Raw genomic sequence first — 21,940 nt, 5'->3', positions numbered from 1 at the left:
CGTAACGCAATCGGCGTCAGGCGAGGCGCGCGCGCGACGGCTCGAACAGCGGCCGCACGTGGCGATACAGCGCGCGATAGGTGTCGAGCCGCTCGCGCAACCAGGCGTGGCGGCCCGCGTCGGGCACGTACTCGGCCGACAGCGGCGGCTTGGTCAGAACCTGCGACGGATCGCCCCCGTCGGCGAGCCAGCCGAGCCGCGCCGCGCCGAGCGCCGCGCCGGTCGCGCCGCCGCCGAGCTGATGGGTGCGCACGTCGAGCGCGTCGGCCACCAGCTGCGCCCAGTACGCGCTGCGCGCGCCGCCGCCGATCAGCGCCAGCGAGCCGGCCGCCGAGCCGGCCGCGACCAGCGCGTCGTGGCCGTCGGCGAGCGCCAGCGTCACGCCTTCAAGCACCGCGTAGCCGAGCCGCGCGCGATCGGTGCCGTGCGTCATGCCGTAGAACACGCCCTGCGCGTAGGGGTCGTTGTGCGGCGTGCGCTCGCCCGACAGGTAGGGCAGGAACAGCGGCGCGTCGGCGAGCGCGGCCCGATCGAGCGCCTCGACCTCGCCGATCAGCGTCGGCTCGTCGGTGCCGGTCAGCTTGCAGACCCAGCGCAGGCAGCTCGCCGCCGACAGCACCACGCTCATCTGCTGCCAGCGGTCGGGGATCGCGTGGCAGAACGCGTGCAGCGCCGATTCGGGGTAGGGCATGAAGCGGTCGCCGACGATGCTGAGCACGCCCGAGGTGCCGAGCGAGACGAAGCCGTCGCCGGGCTGGGTGGCGCCGATGCCGAGCGCACTGGTGGCGTTGTCGCCGCCGCCGCCCGCCACCACGATGCCCTCGCGCAGGCCCAGTGAGCGCGCCACCTCGGCGCGCAGCGTGCCGGACGGCGCGTTGCCCTCGACGATGCGCGGCATCTGCTCGCGCGTCATGCCGCCCGCTTCGAGCAGCGAGCCCGACCAGTCGCGGCGCGCCACGTCGAGCCACAGCGTGCCGGCCGCGTCCGACGGATCGGACACGCGGTTGCCGGTCAGCCGCAGCCGCAGGTAGTCCTTCGGCAGCAGCACGCAGGCGATCTTCGCGAACGTGTCGGGTTCGTGGGCCGCCACCCAGATCAGCTTGGGCGCCGTGAAGCCGGGCATCGCGAGGTTGCCGGCGAGCCGGTGCAGGTCCGGCGCGCGCTGCGTGAGCGCCGTGCATTCCTCGTCGCTGCGCATGTCGTTCCAGAGGATCGCGGGGCGCAGCACGCGGTCGTCGCGATCGAGCAGCACCGCGCCGTGCATCTGGCCCGACAGGCCGATCCCGCGCACCTGCGCGTACTCGGCCGGATGGCGCTCGCGCAGCGCGGCGAGCGCCTCGAGCGTGCCCACCCACCAGTCTTCCGGATGCTGCTCCGCCCAGCGCGGATGCGGGCGCGACACGGTAAACGGCGTACCCGCCGTGCCGACGACCGCGCCGTCGGGGGAAAGCAGCAGCACCTTGACTTCCGAGGTGCCGAGATCGATGCCGAGATACATGATGGGCGCTAGCCGTTGGTCGTCAGAGAGTCGCTAATGTAGCCGCGCGACGCGGCCCGTGCCAATGCCGGTTGACCCGGAGCGGCGGCAGCCCGGCGCGTGCCGGGCGGTGCCGCCGCGCCGCGCGCGACGCGGTTACGGATGCCACGCGTCGACGCGCGCGAGCCCGGCGCGCAGCGCCCGCACGAGCCGCGCGTCGCCGGCCAGCGACCCCCACAGCAGCCGCTCGGCGGCCAGCGCGGCGACCGGATCGTCGGCCGCCACGATCGCGCGGGCGAGGCCCGCGTCCATCACGCCGTCCTGATACTCATAGGGCAGCAGGCCCTGCGCCCAGCGGCCGAGGAAGCGCAGGAACAGCGCCGGCAGCACCGCGGTGGAGGCCGGCTCGGCGCCGCGCGCGAAGCAGTCGGCGAAGGTCGGGGCGATGAAGCCGGGGATCTTCGAGAAGCCGTCGGCCGCGACGCGCTGGTTGGTGTCGAGGATGTACGGGTTGCCGAAGCGTTCGAGCACCACGTCGCGATAGCGCGCGAGATCGAGCGGGCTCGGCGTGAGCGAGCCGATCACGTCGTCGCTCACGTAGGCGTGCGCGAACGCGCGGATCGCCGGATCGTGGGTGCCTTCGTGGATGTAGGTGAGGCCCGCCAGCGTGCCGGCCCAGGCGATGCAGCTGTGGGTCGCGTTGAGGATGCGGATCTTCGCTTCCTCGTAGGGATGGACGTCGTCCACCAGCTCGGCGCCGGCCAGCTCCCAGCGCGGGCGGCCCGCCACGAAATCGTCCTCGATCACCCATTGGATGAACGACTCGCCCATCACCGGGCAGGCGTCGTCCACGCCGGTGGCGGCCTTCACGCGCTCGCGCACGTCCGGCGTCGGGCGCGGCGTGATGCGGTCGACCATCGCGCTCGGGCACGACACGTGCGCGTCGAACCAGCCGAGCAGGTCGGTCAGGCCGCGCCGTTCGAGGAATTCGCGCATGCCGGCGCGGAACCGCGCGCCGTTGCTGCGCAGGTTGTCGCAGCTCTGCAGCGTCAGCGGGCCGGCGCCGCGCGCCTGCCGTTCGGCCAGCAGCGCCGCGAGCGCGCCGTAGATGGTGGTGCGCGCGCCCTGCAGGTCGGCCGCGAGGTCCGGGTTGCCGGCGTCGAGGCGGTTGTGTTCGTCGAGGTAGTAGCCGCCCTCGGTGACCGTGAACGAGACGATCCGGCAGGCCGGATCGGCGCCCGCCTCGATCAGCGCGGCGAGGTCGATCGACCAGGGCAGCACGCGCGTGATCGAGCCGATCGTCTCGTAGGCGCGCTCACCGTCGGGCGTCACGGTCTCGAGCGTGTAGCGGCCCTGCTGCGCGGCCAGCGCGTCCATCGTCGCGCGCATGTCGTCGCGGATGTTGGCGACGACCAGCGACCAGCGGCCGGCCGGATCGTCCGGTGCGGCCTGTTGGTTGACGCGGTGCAGATACCACGCCTGATGCGCGCGGTGGAACGAACCGGCGCCGATGTGGAGGATCACCGGCGCGGCGGTCGGCGGAGGATTCATCCGTTGTCTCCTTGCGGCCGAACATGGCCTCGTTAAGATCATTTGCTCTCGTGGTGAGCGAATGATCGTATTCGGTTCCATGAAAGTCAAGGCGGCCGGACCGGATTTCGATGCTGCACTGCGGCGCCTGAAAGCTCGGGCCGCTTTTTGTTCGCACGCCCGGGGCATCGAATCGTCTTATGATGCGCAGGCTCGTTCGGCGCCACGGCGCCAGGCGGCGCGCGCGATGGGCAGGCGCGCCGCGCATCACCGCCGCGCATCACGACAGGCCGCCTCCGGCCGCCGCCGGCCATCGGCGCGCGGGCCGGGGATTCCGAGGAGAGAAGAACATGAACCGATCCGTGCCGCGTCGCGCGGCCCGATCCGTATTGCCTGCGTCGCCTGCATCGTGCTTTCCGCGCGCGGTGGCGCCGGCCGCCGCCGTGTGCATTGCCGCGCGCCGGAGGCCGGCATGAGCGCGGCGCGCGAGGCGGCCGCGCCGGCTCCCGTCGACGTCGGTGCGGCGCTCGACCATGGGTCGTTCACGCCGATGCAGGCGCTCGCGGTGCTGCTCGCCGCGCTGTCGATCGTGCTCGACGGCTTCGACGGCCAGCTGATCGGCTTCGCGATCCCGGCGCTGATCCGCGAGTGGCACCTCACGCGCGACGCGTTCGCGCCGGCGGTGGCGGCGGGCCTCGTCGGGATGGGCATCGGCAGCGCCGGCGCGGGCCTGTTCGCCGACCGCTTCGGGCGTCGCCGCGCGGTGATCGCGAGCGTGTTCGTGTTCGGCGCGGCCACCTGCGCGGTGGGCGCCGCGCCCGACATCGCCACGCTCGCGCTGCTGCGCTTCGTGGCCGGCCTCGGGATCGGCGGCGCGCTGCCCACTGCCACCACGCTGACGGCCGAATTCACGCCCGCGCGGCGCCGCACGCTGATGGTGACGGCCACCATCGTCTGCGTGCCGCTCGGCGGCATGCTGGCCGGGCTGTTCGCGCACGACATGCTGCCGGCCTACGGCTGGCGCGGGCTGTTCATCGCCGGCGGGGCGCTGCCGCTGGTGCTGGGCCTGGTGCTGGTCGCCGCGCTGCCCGAGTCGCCGCGCTTCCTCGCACGCGAGCCGGCGCGCTGGCCCGAACTCGTCCGGCTGCTCGCGCGGATGCGCCGGCCGGCCGCGCCCGGCGCCCGCTTCACCGATCTCGTCGAGACCCACCCGGGCCTGCGCCGCCGCGGCTTTCGCGCGCTGTTCGCCGACGGCCTCGCGCGCGACACGATCGCGCTCTGGTGCGCGTTCTTCATGTCGCTGCTGGCCGTCTATAGCGCGTTCAGCTGGCTGCTGACGATGCTCGCCGCGCAGGGCCTGAGCGTGTCGGTGGCCGGCAGCGGGCTGACCGCTTACAACCTCGGCGGCGTGTTCGGCGCGCTCGGCTGCGCGGTGGCGATCGCGCGCTTCGGCTCGCGCTGGCCGCTGGTGATCTGCAGCCTCGGCGGCGCGGCGAGCGCGGCCTGGCTGCTCGGCGTCGACGCGGCCAGCCAGCGCGGCTGGCTGCTGCTCGGGCTCGGCCTGCACGGCCTGTTCGTCAACGCGGTGCAGGCCACCATGTATGCACTGTGCGCCTATCTGTATCCGACGCCGGTGCGTGCCACCGGCGCCGCCGGCGCGCTGATGTTCGGGCGCCTCGGCGCGATCCTCAGCGCGTTCGCGGGTGCGTTCGTGATCACCTCGGGCGGCGCCGCGGGCTACCTGTGCATGCTGGCCGCGGCGATGGCGATCGCCGGGCTCGCGCTGGCGCTGCTGCGCGGCCATCTGAGACCGTTGCGCGCGCAACGGACGGTGGTGCTCAACGAACTGACGGGACAGGGGCGCTGAACGGCGGCACCGTTGAAGGAAGGACAAAGGGCGCGCGGCCGGCGAGAATGCCGGCCGCGTGAGCGCGCTTACAGCGTCGTGCGCACGTGCCAGAGTTCCGGAAACAGCACCACGTCGAGCATCTTGCGCAGATAGGGCGCGCCGTTGGTGCCGCCCGTGCCCTGCTTGAAGCCGATGATGCGCTCGACCGTCGTGACGTGGCGGAAGCGCCACTGGCGGAACGCATCCTCGAGATCGACGAGTTCCTCGGCCATCTCATACAGTTCCCAGTGCGCCGACGGATCGCGGTAGACGGCGAGCCAGGCCGCCTCGACCGACACGTCGTGCGTGGTCGGCGCGCGCCAGTCGCGCGCGAGCCGTTCGGCCGCGATCGGGAAGCCGCGCCGCGCGAGCAGGCGCACCACCTCGTCGTAGAGCGACGGCGCGTCGAGTGTGGCCTCGACCTCGGCCAGGATCTCGGGCCGGTGCGCGTGCGGCTTCAGCATCTGCGCGTTCTTGTTGCCGAGCAGGAATTCGAGCTGGCGGTACTGATACGACTGGAAGCCCGACGACGCACCGAGGTAAGGCCGCATCGCCGAATACTCGGATGGCGTCATGGTGGCCAGCACGCTCCAGGCCTGCACCAGCTGTTCGAGGATTCGCGAGACGCGCGCGAGCATCTTGAACGCGGGCGGCAGCGCGTCGCCGCGGATCGCGGCGAGCGCCGCGCGCAGTTCGTAGAGCGCGAGCTTCATCCACAGTTCGCTGGTCTGATGCTGGATGATGAACAGCATCTCGTTGTGGTCGGGCGAGAGCGGATGCTGGGCCGTGAGGATCGGGCCGAGCGACAGGTAATCGCCGTAGCTCATCGACTTCGAGAAGTCGAGCTGGGCGTCGTGCCAGCCCTCGGGGCCGGCCGGCGCGGCGGCCGGCTGGCCCGAGAACGGGCAGCGCGCGGCGTCGGGCGCGCCCGCTTGCGGTGGTTGGGAACTCATGATCGGGGGACTCTCCGGCTGGTGTTCGTTGAAACGGGCGGCTCAGGTCACGGTGGTCCGGGCGGCGAATTCGGGTGCTCGCCAGGCCTCTGTGTCGAGGATCTCGCGCAGCACTTCCACGGCGTCCCAGACATCCACGTAGCGCGTGTAGAGCGGCGTGAAGCCGAAACGCAGGATGCGCGGCTCGCGGTAGTCGCCGATCACGCCGCGCGCGATCAGCGCGCGCATCACCTCGTAGCCGTGCGGATGCTCGAAGCTGACCTGCGAGCCGCGCCGTGCGTGCTCGCGCGGCGTGACGAGCGTCAGGTCGAAGCCGGCGCAGTGGCGTTCGACCAGCGCGATGAAGGCGTCGGCCAGCGCTAGCGACTTGCGGCGGATCGCCGGCATGTCGGTCTCGTGGAAGATGTCGAGCCCGCATTCGACCATCGCCATCGAGACGATCGGCTGGGTGCCGCACTGGAAGCGTGCGATCCCGGTGTCGGGCACGAAGCCGGGATCCATTGCGAACGGCGCGCGGTGGCCCCACCAGCCCGAGAGCGGCTGCTCGAACTGCGCGACGTGGCGCTGCGGCACCCAGACGAAGGCCGGCGAGCCCGGGCCGCCGTTCAGGTACTTGTAGGTGCAGCCGACCGCGCCGTCCGCGCCGGCGCCGTTCAGGTCGACCGGCACCGCGCCGGCCGAATGCGCGAGATCCCACAGCATCAGCGCGCCGGCCTGCTGCGCGTGGCGCGTGACGGCCGGCATGTCGTGCATGCGGCCGGTGCGGTAGTTGACGTGCGTGATCATCGCCACGGCCGTCTGCGCGTCGATTGCCGTGTCGAGTTCGGCCGGATCGTCGACGAGGCGCAGCGTGTAGCCGCGATCGAGCTGGGCGATCAGGCCCTGCGCGATGTAGAGGTCGGTCGGGAAGTTCGAGCGCTCCGAGACGATCACGCGGCGCTCGGGCGCGCGCTTGGCCTGCTCGCGCAGCATCGCCGAGAGCAGCTTGAACAGGTTCACCGAGATCGTGTCGGTGATCGTCACCTCGCCGCTGGCCGCGCCGATCAGCGGGGCGAGCCGGTCGCCGAGGCGGCGCGGCAGCGCGAACCAGCCGGCCGTGTTCCAGCTGCGGATCAGGTCGCGGCCCCATTCGTCCTCGATCACGGCCTGGGCGCGCGCGGCCGAGGCGGCCGGCCGCGCGCCGAGCGAGTTGCCGTCGAGGTAGATCGTGTCGTCGGGCAGCAGGAAGCGGTCGCGCAGCGCGGCGAGGGGATCGTCGCGGTCGAGCGCGAGGGCGTCTTCACGTGAGTTCATGGCGGAATCCGGGTGAGGAAAGGGAGAGTCCTTGATTCTGACCGGCCGCGCCGGGCGGGCGGATGATCGGGATCGGGTTGTCGATGCGCATGGCCCGTGGCGCCGTCACGGCCGGGGCCTAGGGCGTGGCCGGCGCCGGCAGCGCACGCAGTACCGCGCGCACCGGGCTTGCGTCGAGCGTCGTGAACTTGAGCGGCAGCGCGATCAGCTCGTAGTCGCCGGCGGCGACGTCGTCGAGCACGAGCCCTTCGAGGATCGCCATCGCATGCGCCGACACGCGCCGGTGCGCGTCCATCGTCTTCGATTCCTGCGGGTCGAGCGACGGCGTGTCGATGCCGACCAGCCGCACGCCGTGCGCGGCGAGCAGGTCGATGGTCTCGGGCGCGACGGCGCAGAACGCGCGGTCCCAGGCCGCGCGCGGCGCGCGCGCGTAGGTGCGCAGCAGCACGCGCGGCGGTGCGCCGGCCAGCGAGGCGGCCACCTGGTCGGGCCGCACCACCGGCGTGGCGCCGAGGCAGTGGATCACGCGGCAGGCGCCGAGGTAGGTGTCGAGCGGCACCGCGCCGATCGGCGCGCCGTGCGCGTCGTAGTGCAGCGGCGCGTCGGCATGCGCGCCGGTGTGCGGCGAGAGCGTCAGCCGCGCGACGTTGACGGGCGAACCGGCCTCGATGCGCCAGACGCCGTCGACCGACACAGGAGTGTCACCCGGCCAGACCGGCGTATCGGGGAAAATGTCGGGAGAAATGTCCCAGAGCGTAGCCATCTGCGTTTGTTTTCTGGATATCGATGGGTTCGATCATAGGTAAACGTCGCCGAAAGGTGCTTGCGAAATAAACATGGACATTCGGCAAATATCGCAGATAATTTGAACGATAGCCAAAACGGGGACCAGAAATGCATGCAATCTCGCTGGACGCTACCGATTGCCGTATTCTCGCCGTATTGCAGCAAGAGGGCCGGATCAGCAACCTCGATCTGGCTGAACGTATCTCCCTGTCGCCGTCGGCCTGCCTGAGGCGCATGCGCCTGCTGGAGGAGCAGGGCGTGATCGAGTGCTACCGGGCCTGCCTGAGCCGCGAGAAGCTTGGTTTCGAGCTCGAGGCGTTCGTGCAGGTGTCGATGCGCAACGACCAGGAACAGTGGCACGAGCGCTTCGCGGAAGCGCTGAAGGCCTGGCCCGAGGTGGTGTCGGCGTTCGTCGTGACGGGCGAGACGCACTACCTGCTGCGCGTGCTCGCGCACAATTTGAAGCACTACTCGGATTTCGTGCTGAACCAGCTCTACAAGGCGCCGGGCGTGATGGACATCCGCTCGAACATCGTGCTGCAGACGCTGAAGGACGAGGCGGGTGCGCCCGTGTCGCTGGCGCGCACCGGTTCGGTCAGAGCGGATTGATGCCGTGGAACGTGCCGCCATGGAACACCAGCGGCGCGGCCGAACCGAGGTCCGCGTGCAGGCCGCAGCGCTCGACCTCGCCGACGAAGATCACATGGTCGCCTTCCTCGTAGCGGCTGCGGTTGTGGCATTCGAACCAGGCCAGCGCGTCGTTCAGCACCGGCATGCCCGATTGCCCCGCCGCGTGCGACACCCCCTCGAAGCGGTCTCCCTTGACGGTCGCGAAGCGCTTGCACAGCTCGAGCTGCGAGGCGGCCAGCACGTTGATCACGTAATGACTGTTGCCGCGGAACACCGGCAGCGAGGCCGAGCGCGTGGCCAGGCTCCACAGCACGAGCGGGGGATCGAGCGATACCGAATTGAACGAACTGGCGGTGATGCCGACCAGCGCGCCCGACGGCGCGCGCGTCGTGATCACCGTGACGCCGGTGGCGAACTGGCCGAGCGCCTGCCGGAACGCGGCGGTGTCGAAATCGGGGGGCGCGGCGTGGGACGTCATCGCGGCACCGCCTGCGGCGCCGCGGCGGCACGTGCCGGGGCCGGGAAGCGAGAAATCACGAAAGGAGCAGTCATCGGGCACTCGGAAAAGGTGTTCCGATTCTAGCGGAATCGATGGCGGGCCGGCCCGTTTGTCAACGGCCCCGGCGCAATGCACCGCCGGGCGTTCGTGCGCGCGGACGGCGGCGAAAGGAATGATGTCGGCGGGCATGGCGCAGTGGCGCTGGAGACGGGCGGCATCGTGCGAGACGATCTTCGCCGGCCGGGCCGGCCATGGAAACGGCACGGCGGGGCGCGATGGTCGACCCGGCCGTGCGGGGAGCATGTTCGCCCGACAGCATTTCGCATCCTTTGCCGGCGGGGAGAGCCGGCATGAATCGCGTAAACAAAAAAATGGATCCGGCGTCGCGGCAGCGCGGCATCGTCGAGCGTCCTCTCGCCGCAACCGCCTCATGAACCGTCGCCGCCGCGCGATCTGGTCACCGCGGCGCTGGTGATTTTTGGCGCCGCCACGATCCGGAGAGCGACATCAAGCCGGGGCGGGGCATGGATTACTGCATGCGATGCCGGACCGAGAGCGCCGATCGATTGAAGAACGAGTCGTGAGGATGCGTTGCGCGGCGGCGCGCGCCGCGGGCAAACGAACAGCACCGCCGGGTGCTTTTTTTATTTTGTCGGGCAGCCGATCTACGATGGCGCCGCGTCGGGCGCTCCCGTTTTTCCGCGAAGGCCGGCGGCCGGCCTCGCGTCCGGCCGCGGCAACTGGGCTAAACTTGCCGCATCGAAGCGGTCGCTGCGATCGCTCCGGACACATTGCATTTTCGAGAGGACATGACATGGAAAATCAGGTTTCGACGGCCGTGCTCGGCGGTGGATGTTTCTGGTGCACCGAAGCGGTGTTCCTCGACGTCGCCGGCGTCCACTCGGTCGAGTCGGGCTACGCCGGCGGCAGCGTCCGCAACCCGAGCTACGCGGCGGTCTGCGAAGGCGACACGGGCCACGCGGAAGTCGTGAAAGTCACGTTCGATCCGGCGCGCATCGGCTATCGCGAGATCCTCGAGATCTTCTTCGCGACGCATGATCCGACGCAGCTGAACCGGCAGGGCGCCGACGTCGGCACACAATATCGCTCGTCGGTGTTCGCCGAAAACGAGGAGCAGCGCGCGATCGCGCACGAAGTGATCGATGCGCTCGAGCGCGACAAGGTGTTCGACGCCCCGATCGTCACGCGCGTCGACATGCTCGACGGCAATTTCTGGCCGGCCGAGGAATATCACCGCGACTACTTCGCGCGCAATCCGCAGCAAGGTTATTGCGCGGCCGTGATCGGGCCGAAGATCGCGAAATTCCGCAAGAAGTTCGCGCATCGCCTGAAGTCGAACGGCGGCTGAGCGAGCGGGACGGGCTGCAAGGCCCGATGCGGGAACCGACGGCGGCACAGGCATGTGCCGCCGTTTTTCATGGTGTCGGATTTGTCGAGCCGCGCCGCGCCGCAAGGCACGTGTCTCAGGCCGGGTCCGCGCGCAGCCGTTCGATCGCCGCGCTGATCGCCCTGGCCAGCTCGATGCACGACAGCGGCGCCGAGCCTTCCGCCTTGTTGTTGATGGTGATCAGCACCGGCTGGCCGGCCAGCACGTAGCGCGCGGCCAGGTCGGCGAGCGCGTGGCGCGTCTGCGGGTCCTCGTCGACGAGCCGGTCGAACGGATCGTATTTCGCCTTCGCCTGCTCGTACTTGAAGCCGCCGTGCAGGCTCCAGCGCACCACCAGCGGGCCGGGCACGTCGCCGTCGAGCAGCGCGAGCGCCGCCGCCTGCCGCAGCAGGTCCGGCATCCGCGCGTGCAGGCCGACGCAGTAGCGCACGCGGGCCGCGGCGAGCGCGCGGATGAAGCGCGGCGTGAGCAGGCTCGCGTCGCGGATCTCGATCGCATAGCGCGGGCCGTCGGCCTCGCCGCTTTCTGCCGATGGCGATGGCAGCGGCGGCAGCGCCGCGAAGAACGCCGTGAGCCGCTCGATCAGCGCGGCCGGATCGGCCAGCAGCGCGTCGGGCAGCGGCGAGAACTGGAACACCAGCGCGCCGGCCTTGCGGCCGAGGCCGTCGAGGCAGGGGCGCACGAAATCGTCGGTGGCGATGCGCGCGTCGAGGAACGCCGGGTTCGGTCCGGCCGGCTCGCCGCGCGGGCCGCGCACGACGGCGTCGGTGACCGAGGCCGGCGCCTTCACGACGAAGCGGAAATCGTCGGGTACCTGCTGCGCGTAGCGCAGGTACTCGGCCACCGACAGCGGCGCGTAGAACGAGCGGTCGATGCTGACGCTCTTGAGCAGCGGATGCGCGCCGTAGGCGTCGAGTCCGTCGCGAGCGAGCTTCTGCGCGGAGTAGTCGTCGCCGTAGACGATGCCGTTCCAGCCCGGAAACGACCAGGTCGAGGTGCCGAGCCGCACGTTCGGTGGCAGCGCGGCCGCGGTCGCGGCGACCTCGTCGCTGATCGCGGCGCGCGCCACGCCGCGTTTGCGCGAACGGCGCGGCGCGGCGGCGGGCTGGCCGGCGGCGGTGCCGGAAGCGGCGGATGCGGGCGGGGGTGGCAGTGCCTCGTCGCCCCACAGCGAGGCGGGCGATGCCGCTTCGTTTTCGGCGGGCGCGGGGTGGCTTGAGAGAGCGGGAGGCGGGGACGAACCGGCCGGTATGTCATCCACGTCGTCGGAGCGGCCCGCGGTGGCAGGCGCTGCGTCATCGGCCGTGGGCCCGGCAGCAGGCTCGGGCAGCGGCGCGCCGAACAGATCGAACTGTTCGGCGTCGCGCGGCGCCTCGTCGTGCTTCGTCGTTCGCGCGGCGTCGCGCCGCGTGCTGCCGTCACCCATGCATGGTCATTGCGTCGTCAGGCGCCGCCGTCAGCGCGGCAGCGGGTTCTCGTAGATGTAGCGTCGCGACCACGGCAGCGTTTTCGCGCTGCGGCCGGCCTTGCGGCAGACGAGCTGATAGATCGACACGTCGTCGTTCTCGAACGCGTAGGCACAGCCGGCGAGATAGACGCGCCAGATCCGGAACTTCTCGTCGTCGACGAGCTGCTTCGCCGCGTCGGCCTTTGCCTCGAAGTTGTCGGTCCAGAGGTCGAGCGTGCGCGCATAGTGCCGCCGCAGGCTTTCGACGTCAACCACTTCCAGGCCGCCGCGCTGCGCCGATTCGAGCGCGAGGCCGATGTGCGGCAGCTCGCCTTCCGGGAACACGTAGCGGTCGATGAATTCGCCGCCGCCGAGCGCGGTCTCGCCGCTGTCGGCGTCCGTCGAGGTGATGCCGTGGTTCATCGCGACGCCGTCGTCGGCCAGCAGCTCGCGCACCTTGGTGAAATAGCCGGGCAGGTTCTTGCGGCCGACGTGCTCGAACATGCCGACGCTGGTGATCCGGTCGAACTGGCCGTCCACGTCGCGGTAGTCCTGCAGGCGGATCTCGATCTGGTTCTCGAGGCCGGCCTGCCTGACGCGCTCGGTGGCGAGGTCGAACTGGTTCTGCGAGAGCGTGACGCCCACGCAGCGCGCGCCGAACTTCTGCGCGGCGCGCAGCACCAGCGCGCCCCAGCCGCAGCCGATGTCGAGCAGGCGCTGGCCCGGCTGCAGCTGGATCTTGGTCAGGATGTGGTCGATCTTCTTGATCTGCGCGGTGGCGAGATCCTCGTCGCCGTTCTCGAAGTAGGCGCAGGAATAGACCATGTTCTCGTCGAGCCAAAGCTGGTAGAACTCGTTCGAGACGTCGTAGTGATACTGGATCGACTTCTTGTCCGAGTTCTTGGTGTGGCTGAAGTAGCGCGTCACGCGCGCGAGCTTGCTCGCGTTCGTGACGGTATTGCGCGCGAGCGAATAGCCGATGTTGATGATGTCGGGCAGCCGGCCCTCGATGTCGATCTTGCCCTTCACGTAGGCCTCGCCGAGATTGTCGAGGCTCGGTTCGAGCAGCAGCGGCAGCGCCGAGGCGCTGTTGACCTTCAGCGTGACGTCCGGCGCGCTGAAGGTGCCGAAGTCATGCTGATCGCCGTTCCAGAGCACCAGGCGCGCCGGCAGGTTCGCCTTTTCCCGTACTTCGTCCGCCCACTGTGCCAGCTTCTTTTCCCAGAACATTTGGATTCTCCGTTGCCTGTTGAAATGAATACAGCCAAGTCATTGTTCCGGTCCGCCGCGGCGAGGCGGCGGGCCGTCATGCAAACCGAAACACGGAAGGCCGCGGAGAAGCCCGGGGCGGACCGGTGGGGTGGCGCAGGCGCGGACGATCAGCGCATCAGGGCGAGAGGCGTTCGACCACCCAGCGATCGGGGGCGCCGGCGTCGCGCGTGTAGCGCAGGCGATCATGCAGCCGCGACGGCCGGCCCTGCCAGAACTCGATCGATGCCGGCACGACCCGGAAGCCGCCCCAGTGCGGCGGGCGCGGCGGGTTATCGCCGTAGCGCTCGCGGGCTTCGCGTTCGCGCGTTTCCAGCACGGCGCGGTCGGCGATCACGGTGCTCTGCGCCGACGCCCAGGCGCCGAGCCGCGAGCCGACCGGACGCGACGCGTAATAGGCATCGCTTTCCTCGGCGGCGATCTTTTCGAGGCAGCCTTCGATGCGCACCTGGCGCTCCAGCTCGATCCAGTAGAACAGCAGCGCCGCGTGCGGGTTCGCCTCGATCTCGTGGCCCTTGCGGCTCTCGTAGTTCGTGAAGAACACGAAGCCGCGCTGGTCCACGCCCTTGATCAGCATGATGCGCGCGGACGGGCGTCCGGCGGCGTCCGCGGTCGCGAGCGTCATCGTGTTCGGCTCGGGCAGCTTGGCGTCGAGCGCCTCGTTGAGCCACTTGTCGAATTGCCGGAACGGATCGGATGCCACGTCGTGCTCATCGAGCGACGCGCGGGAATAGTTGATACGGAGATCAGCGAGAGAAGTCATTTTTATGCGAACCCTTCAATCTGGGGCCAGTATAGCCAAGGATGCAAAATCATGCGTCGAGACGACACGCCCGGCCGACACCGCGCCGATCAGGCAAAATAGGCGCTTTCGCGGCCAGGCCGCTTTCATTTCACTTACCTCAGCATGGCCCGAATCGACGTCGTCACGACGCAAGCCGATCTTACTCCTGGCCCGGCGGGACATTTTGACCCGGATCGGGCGCGGCGCTTTGGCGGCGTCTCGCGCCTGTACGGGCCCGACGCGCTGGCCGCGTTCGAACGCGCGCACGTGGCCGTGATCGGCATCGGCGGGGTCGGCTCGTGGACGGCCGAAGCGCTCGCGCGCAGCGCGATCGGCAACCTGACCCTGATCGATCTCGACAATATCGCGGAAAGCAACACGAACCGCCAGATCCACGCGCTCGACGGCAATTACGGCAAGGCCAAGGTGGACGCGATGGCCGAACGGATCGCGCTGATCGATCCGGCCTGCCGCGTGCATCGCGTGGAGGATTTCGTCGAGGTCGAGAACCTCGACGCGCTGCTCGGCGGTGGCTTCGACTACGTGATCGACGCGATCGACAGCGTGCGCACCAAGGTGGCGCTGATCGCCTGGTGCGTCGCGCGCGGCCAGCCGCTCGTGACGGTGGGCGGCGCCGGCGGCCAGCTCGACCCGACGCGGATCCGCATCGACGACCTGGCGCTGACGATCCAGGATCCGCTGCTCTCGAAGGTGCGCGCGCAGCTGCGCAAGCAGCACGGCTTCCCGCGCGGGCCGAAGGCGAAGTTCAAGGTCAGCGCGGTCTACTCGGACGAGCCGCTGATCTATCCGGAGGCGGCCGCCTGCGAGATCGACGACGCGACGGCCGGCGACGTGGCCGGCACGGGCGGGCCGGCCGGGCTCAACTGCGCCGGCTTCGGGTCGAGCGTGTGCGTGACGGCGAGCTTCGGGTTCGCGGCCGCCGCGCATGCGCTGCGCGCGCTCGCGGCGGGCGCGGCGCGGTAACGGGCGAGATGACCGCCGCAACCGGCGGCGAAAAAAACGGGCGCGTGCCACGACGGCACGCGCCCGTTTTGCCTTCGGCAGCCGATGGCCGGCCGCGCCGGCGCCTCAGTACAGCAGCGCGCTGAGCTTGCGGCGCCACGCGGAGACCAGGTTCGGCTGGTCGGCGGCCAGCTCGAACACCGACACCATGGTCTTGCGGCCGACGTCGTCCTTGAACGCGCGGTCGCGCTTGACGATCTCGAGCAGCTGCACCAGCGCGCCTTCGTAGACGCGGTGCGCGATCAACATCTGGGCGAGATCGAAGCGCGCCTCGAGATCGTTGCCGTCGGCGGCGATGCGGGCTTCCAGCGCGTCGGTCGGCGGCAGCTCGACAGCGGCGTCGAGCGAGTCGAAGCGCGTCTTGATCGCGTGGTAGCGCGGGTCCACGCCGTTCACGGTCTGCGGCGAGAGGCGCGTGGCCTCGTCGCGCGCGGCCTCGACGCGATCGATGGCCAGCAGCAGCTCGATCAGGTCGAGGCGGATGTCGTCCTGGCCCGGGTTCAGCGCGAGCGCCGACTGCAGGTGCGTGACGGCGTCGTCGTAGCGTTCCTCGGACAGCGCGATCTGCGCGGCGCGGCGCTCGGCGTCGTCGGGCGACGGCAGCAGGCGGTCGATGAAGGCGCGGATCTGGCCTTCGGGCAGCACGCCGATGAACTGGTCGACGGCACGGCCGTCGGCGAACGCGATCACGTGCGGGATGCTGCGCGTCTGGAAATGCGCGGCGAGTTCCTGGTTCTCGTCGACGTTGACCTTGACGAGTTTCCAGCGCCCCGCGTAGTCGGCCTCGAGGCGTTCGAGCAGCGGGCCGAGCGTCTTGCACGGGCCGCACCAGGGCGCCCAGAAGTCGACGAGTACCGGGGCGTCGAGCGATGCTTCGATGACGTCGCGTTCGAAGGTGGCGAGCGTGGTTTCCATGGAGGTCCTCGTGGATCGGATTAATCGCGTAGATGGGGCCGAAGCCGGATCTTTCAATGCAGGCGCGCCGGCCGCCGGCGCGCCCCGGAGTTCAATGCGTCTTGCGCTCGGGCAGCGGAATCCAGTCGGTCTCGCCCGGCACGCCGCCCATCGTCTGCTCGGTCCAGGCCGTCTTCGCGCGCTCGATCGCCTCGCGGCTGCTCGCCACGAAATTCCACTCGATGAAGCGCTCGCCGGCCAGCTTCGCGCCGCCCAGCAGCATCAGGCGCGCGCCGCCGCGGCTCGCGAGCGAGACCGCCGCGCCGGGCGTGAGCACGGCCATCTGTTCCGCGTCGAGCGGCGTGCCGTCGATCGTCAGGTCGCCCGCCACCAGGTAGACGGCGCGTTCCTCGTGATCGGCGTCGAACGCGAGCGTCGCGCCGGGGGCGAACTCGGCGGCCGCGTAGAGCGTGCGCGAGAACGTGGTGACGGGCGAGACGAGGCCGAACGCGTCGCCGGCGATCACGGTCAGCGCGACGCCGTCGCGCGCGAGCTTCGGCAGCGTCGCGGCCGGATGGTGCTCGAACGCGGGCTCGGTGGTCTCGTGTTCGAGCGGCAGCGCCACCCAGGTCTGGATGCCGTGGATGGTCTGGCCGCGCTCGCGGACTTCGGCGGGCGTGCGCTCGGAGTGGACGATGCCGCGCCCCGCCGTCATCCAGTTCACGTCGCCGGGCACGATGGTCTGCACCGAGCCGAGGCTGTCGCGGTGCAGGATCGCGCCGTCGAACAGGTAGGTGACCGTGGCGAGGCCGATGTGCGGGTGCGGGCGCACGTCGAGGCCGCTGCCGGGCGGCAGTTCGGCCGGCCCCATGTGGTCGAAGAAGATGAACGGGCCGACGAGGCGCGCGGCCATCGCGGGCAGCGTGCGGCGCACCTGCAGGTTGCCGATGTCGCGGACATGCGGTTTCAGGACCGCTCGGATCGAATCGCTCATGGTGGTCGGGGGGCTGGCTGGGGACGGACTGGAATTGCGCTCATTGTATCGGGCTCGCGGAAAGCGCGGCGACAGGTTGCCGCAGCCGTTACACTGCCGGTTTCGTGCAATCGGGATAACGGAGGAGATGACGCGATGATGGCCATGAAGGACCTGCTGCTCGCGCTGGTGGTGATCGTCGCGTGGGGCGTCAATTTCGTCGTGATCAAGGTGGGCCTGCACGGCGTGCCGCCGATGCTGCTCGGCGCGCTGCGCTTCACGCTCGCGGCGCTGCCGGCGGTGTTTTTCGTGCCTCGGCCGCGTATCCCGCTGCGCATGCTGGTGCTGTACGGCGCGACCATCCTGCTCGCGCAGTTCGTGTTCCTGTTCACCGCGATGAACGTCGGCATGCCGGCCGGAGTGGCCTCGCTGGTGCTGCAGGCGCAGGCGTTCTTCACGCTCGGCTTCGCGCGGGTGTTCCTCGGCGAGCGCGTGCGGGTCTGGAACCTGACGGGCCTCGCGATCGCCGCGCTCGGGCTCGTGACGATCGCCGCGCAAAGCGGCGGGGCAATGACGCTGGCCGGCTTCGCGCTGACCATCTGCGCGGCCGCGTCGTGGGCGCTCGGCAACATCGTCACGAAGCGGATCGGCAAGGTGGAGCTGGTGCCGCTGGTGGTGTGGGGCAGCCTGGTGCCGCCGCTGCCGTTCTTCGCGCTGTCGCTCGCGCTCGAGGGCCCGGCGCGGATCGAGGCCGCGCTCGGCGCGCTGTCGGGCGCGTCGATCTTCGCGATCGTCTATCTCGCATTCGTCGCCACGCTGGTCGGCTACGCGCTGTGGGGGCGCCTGCTGTCGCGCTATCCGGCGGCGCAGGTCGCGCCGTTCTCGCTGGTGGTGCCGGTGGTCGGCATCGCCTCGTCGGCGCTGCTGCTCGGCGAACGGATGAGCGGCGCCGAATACCTCGGCGCCCTGCTGGTGATGGGGGGGCTGGTGGTCAACGTGTTCGGCGGCCGGCTCGTGCGGCGCGCGGCCTGAAGGGCGCCATCGGCGCCGCGCCGGATGCTGCAAGGAAATAGGCCCCGCGATGCGGGGCCTTTGCGTTTGGCGTGGCGGCGAGGCCGTGAAGCTGCCGCTCAGGCCATCCGGCTTTTCGCGAGCGGCGGATTCGCCGCGAAGTAGCGCTTGATGCCGCGGAAGATCGCGTCGGCCATCTGCTCGCGATAGGCGTCGTCGTTGAGGCGCCGCTCTTCTTCCGGATTGCTGATGAACGCGGTCTCGACCAGGATCGACGGAATGTCGGGCGCCTTCAGCACCGCGAAGCCGGCCTGCTCGACCGAGCCCTTGTGCAGCTTGTTGATGGTGCCGACTTCCTTCAGCACGAAGTTGCCGTAGCGCAGCGAGTCGCGGATCTGTGCCGTGGTCGACATGTCGAACAGCGCGCGGTTCACCGACACGTCCTGCGTCTTCACGTTGATCCCGCCGATCGTGTCCGACGAGTTCTCCTTGTTCGCCATCCAGCGCGCGGCGGCGCTGGTCGCGCCGTGGTCGGACAGCGCGAACACCGACGAGCCGTGTGCCTGCGGCGTGGTGAACGCGTCGGCGTGGATCGACACGAACAGGTCGGCGCCGACGCGCCGCGCCTTCTGCACGCGCACGTTCAGCGGCACGAAGAAGTCGTTGTCGCGCGTCATCATCGAGCGCATGTTCGGCGCGCCGTCGATCTTCGCGCGCAGCCGCTTGGCAATGTCGAGCGCGACGTGCTTCTCGTAGGTGCCGCCGCCGCCGATCGCGCCGGGATCCTCGCCGCCGTGGCCCGGATCGATCGCGACGGTGAGCAGCCGCACCGTGCCGTTCTTGCCCTTCGGCGCCGTGAGCGCATAGGACGAGTCGGTGTCGTCATCGTCGTCCTGCTTCGCGACCGCTGGCGGCGGCTTGATGGCGGGCCTGGCCGGGCTCGACGGCGCGGCGGGCGAGGGCCGCGCCGCGGGCGGCGCGTTCTGCGCGAAGCGCTGGAAGAACGCGTCGCTGCCGTCGCCGCTCGCGGGCGGCGGCGTGCCGGGGCCGTTCAGCGCTGCCTGCGGCGGCTGCGCTTGCTGCGCGCGCACCGAGTCGTTCAGCTGCTGTTCCTTGTGCTCGGTCTGCGCGATCAGGTCCGACAGCGGATCGGGCGCGACGGCCGGATACAGGTCGAACACCAGCCGGTAGCGATACGAGCCGACCGGCGGCAGCGTGAACATCTGCGGCTTCACCGAACCTTTCAGGTCGAACACCATGCGCACCACGTGCGGCTGGTACTGGCCGACGCGCACCGACTGGATCTGCGGATCGTTCGGCGCGATCTTCGAGACCAGCTCGCGCAGCGCCTGGTCGAGGTCGAGCCCGTCGAGGTCGACCACCAGCCGGTCGGGGCCTTGCAGCAGCTGCTGGGCCGCCTGCAGCGGCTGGTCGGATTCGATCGTCACGCGCGTGTAGTCGCGCGCGGGCCAGACCCGCACGCCGAGCACCGACGACGCACGCGCCAGGCTCGGCGCGACCAGCCCGAGCACGAGCGTCGAGGCGCCCGCGACGAGCACCTGCCGGCGCCGCCAGTTGTGGGTGACGGTGGCGGCCGATTCGATCGACCGGAACGGTTTGATCAACATCTTTCGAGACATGCGTTTCCTGAAGCACTGTAGGCCCGCGCGTCGAGCCGGCGGCCGTCGCCGTCGACATCGAGCGCGAACACGAGATCCGGCACGCCGAGCAGGGTACCGGCCTGCTGCGGCCATTCGACGAGGCAGATCGCACCGGCGTTGAAATATTCGCGAAAGCCCGCGTCCGCCCATTCGGCCGGATCACTGAATCGGTAGAGATCGAAATGATGGACCGTGAGTTCCCCGTTTTCGCGCGCGATCACGTAGGGCTCGACGAGCGTGTAGGTGGGACTCTTCACGCGGCCGGCGTGGCCGAGGCCGCGCAGGATCGCGCGGACCAGCGTGGTCTTGCCGGCGCCGAGGTCGCCCGCGAGCTGGATCTGCAGGCCGGTGAACGCGTGTTGCGCCACGGCTTGCGCGCGCACGGCGTCGAGCGCCTGCGCGAAGCGCTCGCCGAACGCGGCGGTCGCGGCCTCGTCGGGGAGCGCGAAGCGGCGCTCGGCCAGCGGTGCGGCGGGGACGGACACGGCGTTCGGATGGCTGGGCTGCGCGGGCATTCTCGTAAAATAGCGCGATGAACCGTAAACCGGAACTCGCCGTGATCGACGCGCCCGCTTCGCAAAGCGACGGCGCCGCGTGGGGCCGCCTCGATGATGCGGCGCTGGAGGCGCTTGCGCAGCGCATCCGGGCCTGGGGGCGCGAACTGGGTTTCGGGGCGATCGGCATCAGCGATACCGATCTCTCGGATGCCGAAGCGGGGCTCGCCGCCTGGCTGGAAGCCGGTTGCCACGGCGAAATGGATTATATGGCCAAACACGGCATGAAACGCGCGCGCCCGGCCGAACTTGTGGCCGGTACGCGACGTGTGATCTCGGCGCGGCTCGCCTATCTGCCGGCCGCCACGATGGCCGACGGCGCCGCGTCGGATGCGGGTGGCTGGCGCGCGCACGAGCTCGCGCGGCTCGAGGACCCGGCCGCGGCGGTGGTGTCGATCTACGCGCGCGGGCGCGACTATCACAAGGTGCTGCGCAATCGGTTGCAGACGCTGGCCGAGCGCATCGAGGCCGAGATCGGCCCGTTCGGCTATCGCGTGTTCACCGATTCGGCGCCGGTGCTCGAGGTCGAACTCGCGCAGAAGGCCGGCAACGGCTGGCGCGGCAAGCACACGCTGCTGCTGCAGCGCGACGCCGGCTCGCTGTTCTTCCTCGGCGAGATCTTCGTCGACGTGCCGCTGCCGACCGACGCCGAGCTGCACCCCGAGGCCGCGCCCGAAACGCCGGGCGCGCATTGCGGCAGCTGCACGCGCTGTCTCGACGCCTGCCCGACGGCGGCGATCGTCGAACCGTTTCGCGTCGATGCGCGGCGCTGCATCTCGTACCTGACGATCGAACTGAAAGGCAGTATTCCGGAAGCGATGCGCCCGCTGATCGGCAATCGCGTGTATGGCTGCGACGACTGCCAGCTCGTCTGCCCCTGGAACAAGTTCGCGCAGGCCGCGCCGGTGGCCGATTTCGACGTGCGCCACGGGCTCGACCGGGCCTCGCTCGTCGAGCTGTTCGGCTGGAGCGCGACGGAATTCGACGAGCGCATGCAGGGCAGCGCGATCCGGCGCATCGGCTATGAACGCTGGCTGCGCAATCTGGCGGTCGGGCTCGGCAACGCGCTGCGTGCGCCGGCCGGGCGCGTGACCGACGAAGCGCGCGCGGCGATCGTGGTGGCGCTCTCGGCACGCGCCGACGATGCCTCGGCGCTCGTGCGCGAACATGTGGAATGGGCGCTGCGGGCGGCCTGACGGCGGCATGGCGCGGCGGTGGACGAATGGATGGGCGGGGATCGCGCGGCACCGGCCGCGCTTCGGGAGACCGTGATGTTCAATGCAGTGATCGACGCGCCGTTCGGCAGGATCGGCATTCGCACCGAAGGGAACGTGGTGCGCGAGCTCGTCTATCTGCCCGATTCGGTGCGCGCCGTGGCGCCCGACAACGCGCTCGCGCGGCGCGCCGCGAAGCAGATCGAGCGTTATTTCGAGCGGGCCTCGGCGCGCTTCACGCTGCCGCTCGCCGAGGTCGGTTCGGCATTCCAGCAGCGCGTCTGGCAGGCGATCCGCGAGGTGCCGCCCGGCAATGTGGTGACCTACGGCCAGCTCGCGAAGCGGATCGGCAGCGCGCCGCGCGCGGTCGGCCAGGCCTGCGGCGCGAACTGGTTTCCGCTCGTGATCCCGTGCCATCGCATCGTCGCGTCGAGCGGCATCGGCGGCTTCTCGAATCACGACGACGAAGGTTATTTCCTGAAGATCAAGCGCTGGCTGCTCGCGCATGAAGGGATCCGCTACTGATGGCGATGCAGATCGACGAACAGACCGGCGTGCCGGTGGATGAGCCGCGCGAGGCGCAGGTGTCCGGCGCGGGCGACGACGCTGCGGCGTCGCCCGGTGGAGAGGGTGGCGCGCCTTTGGC

Annotated in this window: 20 protein-coding genes; 7 read left to right on the top strand and 13 right to left on the bottom strand. The window is 70.2% G+C overall.

The window, feature by feature from the left end; all coding sequences use genetic code 11:
* Window positions 1-16: 16 nt before the first annotated feature.
* On the bottom strand, window positions 17-1,498 hold the full coding sequence (gene xylB, locus BpN12_RS30380; RefSeq protein WP_246795827.1) for a xylulokinase: 1,482 nt from the start codon (window positions 1,496-1,498) through the stop codon (window positions 17-19).
* Window positions 1,499-1,633: 135 nt separating this feature from the next.
* On the bottom strand, window positions 1,634-3,028 hold the full coding sequence (dalD, locus tag BpN12_RS30375) for a D-arabinitol 4-dehydrogenase (protein WP_246795826.1): 1,395 nt from the start codon (window positions 3,026-3,028) through the stop codon (window positions 1,634-1,636).
* 451 nt (window positions 3,029-3,479) lie between these two features.
* On the opposite strand from dalD, the gene BpN12_RS30370 reads away from it, so the two are divergent.
* Window positions 3,480-4,874 (top strand): MFS transporter, encoded by a 1,395-nt coding sequence (locus tag BpN12_RS30370; RefSeq protein ID WP_246795825.1) that lies wholly within the window; start codon window positions 3,480-3,482, stop codon window positions 4,872-4,874.
* Between the two features lie 68 nt (window positions 4,875-4,942).
* On the opposite strand, the gene kynA is transcribed toward BpN12_RS30370, so the two are convergent.
* The 3 genes from kynA to kynB form a co-directional block, all read right to left on the bottom strand.
* Window positions 4,943-5,848, bottom strand: a complete 906-nt coding sequence (gene kynA, locus BpN12_RS30365) for a tryptophan 2,3-dioxygenase (protein WP_246795824.1) — start codon at window positions 5,846-5,848, stop codon at window positions 4,943-4,945.
* Between the two features lie 42 nt (window positions 5,849-5,890).
* Window positions 5,891-7,141, bottom strand: a complete 1,251-nt coding sequence (gene kynU / locus BpN12_RS30360) for a kynureninase (protein WP_246795823.1) — start codon at window positions 7,139-7,141, stop codon at window positions 5,891-5,893.
* Between the two features lie 118 nt (window positions 7,142-7,259).
* The gene (kynB, locus tag BpN12_RS30355) at window positions 7,260-7,904 is read right to left on the bottom strand and encodes an arylformamidase (RefSeq protein WP_246795822.1); all 645 of its coding nucleotides are present in this window, start codon (window positions 7,902-7,904) and stop codon (window positions 7,260-7,262) included.
* Window positions 7,905-8,035: 131 nt separating this feature from the next.
* On the opposite strand from kynB, the gene BpN12_RS30350 reads away from it, so the two are divergent.
* Window positions 8,036-8,536 (top strand): Lrp/AsnC family transcriptional regulator, encoded by a 501-nt coding sequence (locus BpN12_RS30350; protein WP_017425094.1) that lies wholly within the window; start codon window positions 8,036-8,038, stop codon window positions 8,534-8,536.
* Here the strand turns inward: BpN12_RS30350 and BpN12_RS30345 are convergent.
* The gene (locus tag BpN12_RS30345; protein WP_246795821.1) at window positions 8,523-9,035 is read right to left on the bottom strand and encodes a flavin reductase family protein; all 513 of its coding nucleotides are present in this window, start codon (window positions 9,033-9,035) and stop codon (window positions 8,523-8,525) included. The two genes, BpN12_RS30350 and BpN12_RS30345, sit on opposite strands and share 14 nt — an antisense overlap.
* Window positions 9,036-9,870: 835 nt before the next feature.
* Between BpN12_RS30345 and msrA the strand changes: the two genes are divergently transcribed.
* Complete coding sequence (msrA, locus tag BpN12_RS30340; protein WP_246795820.1) at window positions 9,871-10,425, top strand: peptide-methionine (S)-S-oxide reductase MsrA; 555 nt, start codon at window positions 9,871-9,873, stop codon at window positions 10,423-10,425.
* Between the two features lie 115 nt (window positions 10,426-10,540).
* Here msrA and BpN12_RS30335 read toward each other — a convergent pair whose 3' ends face one another.
* The 3 genes from BpN12_RS30335 to pdxH all read right to left on the bottom strand — a co-directional run bounded on the left by BpN12_RS30335 (window position 10,541) and on the right by pdxH (window position 13,943).
* Entirely contained in the window at window positions 10,541-11,890 is a 1,350-nt protein-coding gene (locus BpN12_RS30335; RefSeq protein ID WP_246795819.1) for a DUF72 domain-containing protein, read from the bottom strand.
* A 30-nt stretch (window positions 11,891-11,920) separates the two neighbouring features.
* Window positions 11,921-13,141 (bottom strand): SAM-dependent methyltransferase, encoded by a 1,221-nt coding sequence (locus tag BpN12_RS30330; RefSeq protein ID WP_246795818.1) that lies wholly within the window; start codon window positions 13,139-13,141, stop codon window positions 11,921-11,923.
* 157 nt (window positions 13,142-13,298) lie between these two features.
* Entirely contained in the window at window positions 13,299-13,943 is a 645-nt protein-coding gene (pdxH, locus tag BpN12_RS30325; RefSeq protein ID WP_246795817.1) for a pyridoxamine 5'-phosphate oxidase, read from the bottom strand.
* Window positions 13,944-14,087: 144 nt separating this feature from the next.
* Here pdxH and tcdA point away from each other — a divergent pair, with 144 nt between their 5' ends.
* Complete coding sequence (tcdA, locus tag BpN12_RS30320) at window positions 14,088-14,948, top strand: tRNA cyclic N6-threonylcarbamoyladenosine(37) synthase TcdA (protein ID WP_246795816.1); 861 nt, start codon at window positions 14,088-14,090, stop codon at window positions 14,946-14,948.
* Window positions 14,949-15,053: 105 nt separating this feature from the next.
* Here the strand turns inward: tcdA and trxA are convergent, their stop codons facing one another.
* Both trxA and BpN12_RS30310 read right to left on the bottom strand, forming a co-directional pair.
* On the bottom strand, window positions 15,054-15,902 hold the full coding sequence (gene trxA, locus BpN12_RS30315; protein ID WP_246795815.1) for a thioredoxin: 849 nt from the start codon (window positions 15,900-15,902) through the stop codon (window positions 15,054-15,056).
* A gap of 91 nt (window positions 15,903-15,993) precedes the next feature.
* On the bottom strand, window positions 15,994-16,875 hold the full coding sequence (locus BpN12_RS30310) for a pirin family protein (protein WP_246795814.1): 882 nt from the start codon (window positions 16,873-16,875) through the stop codon (window positions 15,994-15,996).
* Window positions 16,876-17,013: 138 nt separating this feature from the next.
* Here BpN12_RS30310 and BpN12_RS30305 point away from each other — a divergent pair, with 138 nt between their 5' ends.
* Window positions 17,014-17,886 carry an EamA family transporter gene (locus BpN12_RS30305; RefSeq protein ID WP_246798044.1) on the top strand — a complete coding sequence of 291 codons (873 nt, stop codon included), beginning with the start codon at window positions 17,014-17,016 and terminating at the stop codon, window positions 17,884-17,886.
* 98 nt (window positions 17,887-17,984) lie between these two features.
* Here BpN12_RS30305 and BpN12_RS30300 read toward each other — a convergent pair whose 3' ends face one another.
* Complete coding sequence (locus tag BpN12_RS30300; protein WP_246795813.1) at window positions 17,985-19,505, bottom strand: N-acetylmuramoyl-L-alanine amidase; 1,521 nt, start codon at window positions 19,503-19,505, stop codon at window positions 17,985-17,987.
* Window positions 19,487-20,041: a tRNA (adenosine(37)-N6)-threonylcarbamoyltransferase complex ATPase subunit type 1 TsaE gene (gene tsaE, locus BpN12_RS30295; protein ID WP_246795812.1), complete on the bottom strand. Its 555-nt coding sequence runs from the start codon at window positions 20,039-20,041 to the stop codon at window positions 19,487-19,489. The genes BpN12_RS30300 and tsaE overlap by 19 nt, the downstream gene beginning before the upstream one ends.
* A gap of 17 nt (window positions 20,042-20,058) precedes the next feature.
* Here tsaE and queG point away from each other — a divergent pair, with 17 nt between their 5' ends.
* Together queG and BpN12_RS30285 are read left to right on the top strand one after the other, a co-directional pair.
* Complete coding sequence (gene queG / locus BpN12_RS30290; protein WP_246795811.1) at window positions 20,059-21,276, top strand: tRNA epoxyqueuosine(34) reductase QueG; 1,218 nt, start codon at window positions 20,059-20,061, stop codon at window positions 21,274-21,276.
* A 75-nt stretch (window positions 21,277-21,351) separates the two neighbouring features.
* Window positions 21,352-21,819 (top strand): methylated-DNA--[protein]-cysteine S-methyltransferase, encoded by a 468-nt coding sequence (locus BpN12_RS30285; protein ID WP_246795810.1) that lies wholly within the window; start codon window positions 21,352-21,354, stop codon window positions 21,817-21,819.
* Window positions 21,820-21,940: the final 121 nt, after the last annotated feature.

Origin of the sequence: Burkholderia perseverans, assembly GCF_022870505.1 — a bacterium.
Classification (GTDB): domain Bacteria; phylum Pseudomonadota; class Gammaproteobacteria; order Burkholderiales; family Burkholderiaceae; genus Burkholderia; species Burkholderia plantarii.
This window is presented reverse-complemented; position numbering and strand designations above follow the sequence as displayed.